Raw genomic sequence first — 2,415 nt, forward strand, 5'->3', positions numbered from 1 at the left:
CCGCCGAACCGGTACGCCGCGGCGGCGGCTCGGCGATGGTGGTACGGCCCGCCGGCCGGTAGTCGCACGCGGGCGGGTCCCGGGCGCAGGGACCCGCCACCTGGGCGTATACGACCACCCGTCGGGTGGCCGCCGATTGCGGAGCCCCCGCCGCCGGGCGACGGTGGGGGCGTGTCCGTCGCCAAGAAGATCGCCCTCCTCGCGCTCACCGGCTCGCTCGCGCTGCTCGGCGCCTGCGCCCCGGCGCCCGCCACGTCCGGCGCCGCCTCCAACCGCAGCAGCCCGGCGCAGTTCCGCCACCCGGGCGTGGTGGTCGGCGGCGCGCAGCTGGCGACCGTACGGCGAAAGGTCGCCGCCGGGCAGGAACCCTGGGCCTCGGCGTTCACGGCCATGAGCGCCAGCCGGTACGCGAAGCCCGGCTACACCGCGCACCCCGCCGCTGTGGTGGCCTGCGCGTCCAACAACGGCGCGCCCGCCTGCGTCGCCGAACGCGAGGACGCCATCGCCGCGTACACCCAGGCGCTGATGTGGTCCGTCACCGGCAGGCCCGAACACGCCCGCAAGTCGGTGCAGATCATGGACGCCTGGTCGAAGGTGGTCAAACGGCACACCAAGGACGACGCCGACCTGCAGACCGCGTGGACCGGTTCCACCTGGTCGCGGGCGGCCGAGATCATGCACGCCGGCTACCCGCAGTGGCGCGAGCCCGCGGTGATGCGCTTCAAGTGGATGCTGCGCAAGGCGTATCTGCCCGACGTCACCGCCAAGGTGCCCGACTACAACGGGAACTGGGAACTGGCGATGACCGACGCGGCCATCGGCATGTCCGTCTTCCTGGAGGACCACAAACTTTTCGACGACTCGCTGCGCCGCTTCCGGGCCCGTGTCCCCGCGTACTTCTACCTCGCGTCGGACGGCAAGCTGCCCAAGGCGCCCCCCGGCGGCACCATCCGCACGCCGGGGCAGCTGTCCACGTACTGGTTCGGCCAGCGCACCTTCGCCGACGGCCTCGGCCAGGAGACCTGCCGCAACTTCATGCACATCGGCTACTCGCTGGCCTCCACGGCGCACATCGCCGAGACGGCCTGGCACCAGGGCGTCGACCTGTACGGCGAGCAGGCCGACCGGCTCACCGCGGCGCTGGAGTTCCACGCCCGCTACCAACTCGGCGCGAAACCGCCGACATGGCTGTGCGGCGGCAAGGTCACCCGGACGATGGGCCCCGACGTGGAGGTCGCGCTCAACCACCTCGAAGGCCGGATGCACCGCGAACTCCCGCTGACCGAGCGGCTCGCCGAGCGGCAGCGCCCGGCAGGCACCGACGACCTGTTCGTCGCGTGGGAGACGCTCACCCATGCCGACAACCCGACGACGGCGTAAGGTCAAACGCGTGAGCACCCTCGACGAACTCGGCCGCAGCCGCTATGTCAGCCTGACCACCTACCGCAAGGACGGCCGGGGGGTCGCCACCCCCGTCTGGCACGCGGTGGACGAAGGTCAGCTGTTCATCTGGACCAGCTCCGACGCGTGGAAGGTGAAGCGGATCCGCAACGACAGCCGGGTCGTCGTCACCGTCTGCGACATGCGCGGCCGGATCGCCGCAGGCGCGCCCACCGCGCACGGCACCGCGCGGCTGCTCGACGAGGACGGCACCGAGCGGGTCCGTAAACTCCTCGCCCGCAAGTACACCTGGCAGTACTGGCTGGCCGACTGGCCCGCCAAGATCATCCGACGCGGCAAGCGCCCCCAGACCGGTATCGCCGTGTCCCTCTGACCTCTGCCGCCCCCTTAACCCCGTAGCTCCCGGAAAACCGCGCGTAGCCGTCCCGTAACACGGCTGCGGTCGAATGCCGGGGACTACCGGAAGGGCAGGGGCGGGACAGCGATGGCGGTGCATCAACTCCCGGCGGAGATCGGGGCGTTCGCGCGATACCTACGAGACCTGACGGCGCTGCTCGACCCGGGCGGCGGCTGGTACGGGGTCTTCGTGCAGCGCGACCCGAGCGGGATGCGCGCCTGCCTCGACGGCGCCGAGGTGCCGCCCTGGGACGTGGTCGACTCGCTGCTCCAGGACTACGCGGCGGTCCGCGACGCCGACGCGGTGGGGGAGACGGTACGCGCCCGGCGGTTGCACGCGGTGGCAGCGGCCACCCACGACCGGCGGCCCGGCGGAAGCGCCGCACTGGCCGAGCGGCTGCGTCTGATGCTGCACGAGCAGGCGAGCGCGGGCGCCAGGGCCGAGGAGCTGACCCGGGCGCTGCGCACCGCGCGGCCGGCCTCCGCCGAGGCGGAACGACTCACCCACGAGCTGGCCTGGGCCCGCGACGACCACGCACGCGCCTCGGCCCGCTGCGCCGAACTCCGCGTCAGGACAGCGGCGTTGACGACCCCCGGCCGGACCGCCGCGGAGCGTCG

General features: G+C 72.9%; 2 protein-coding genes and 1 pseudogene. All 3 read left to right on the forward strand.

Annotated elements, in window-relative coordinates:
* The first annotated feature begins 171 nt into the window (after nucleotides 1-171).
* Nucleotides 172-1,380, forward strand: coding sequence for an alginate lyase family protein (locus HY68_RS24880; RefSeq protein WP_041992495.1), 1,209 nt, complete (start codon nucleotides 172-174; stop codon nucleotides 1,378-1,380).
* Nucleotides 1,381-1,390: 10 nt separating this feature from the next.
* On the forward strand, nucleotides 1,391-1,774 hold the full coding sequence (locus tag HY68_RS24885) for a PPOX class F420-dependent oxidoreductase (RefSeq protein WP_241778674.1): 384 nt from the start codon (nucleotides 1,391-1,393) through the stop codon (nucleotides 1,772-1,774).
* 111 nt (nucleotides 1,775-1,885) lie between these two features.
* Nucleotides 1,886-2,415 (forward strand): annotated as a pseudogene (locus tag HY68_RS44060) (hypothetical protein); the annotation flags it as partial.

It is taken from the genome of Streptomyces sp. AcH 505 (assembly GCF_000818175.1).
Lineage (GTDB): Bacteria > Actinomycetota > Actinomycetes > Streptomycetales > Streptomycetaceae > Streptomyces.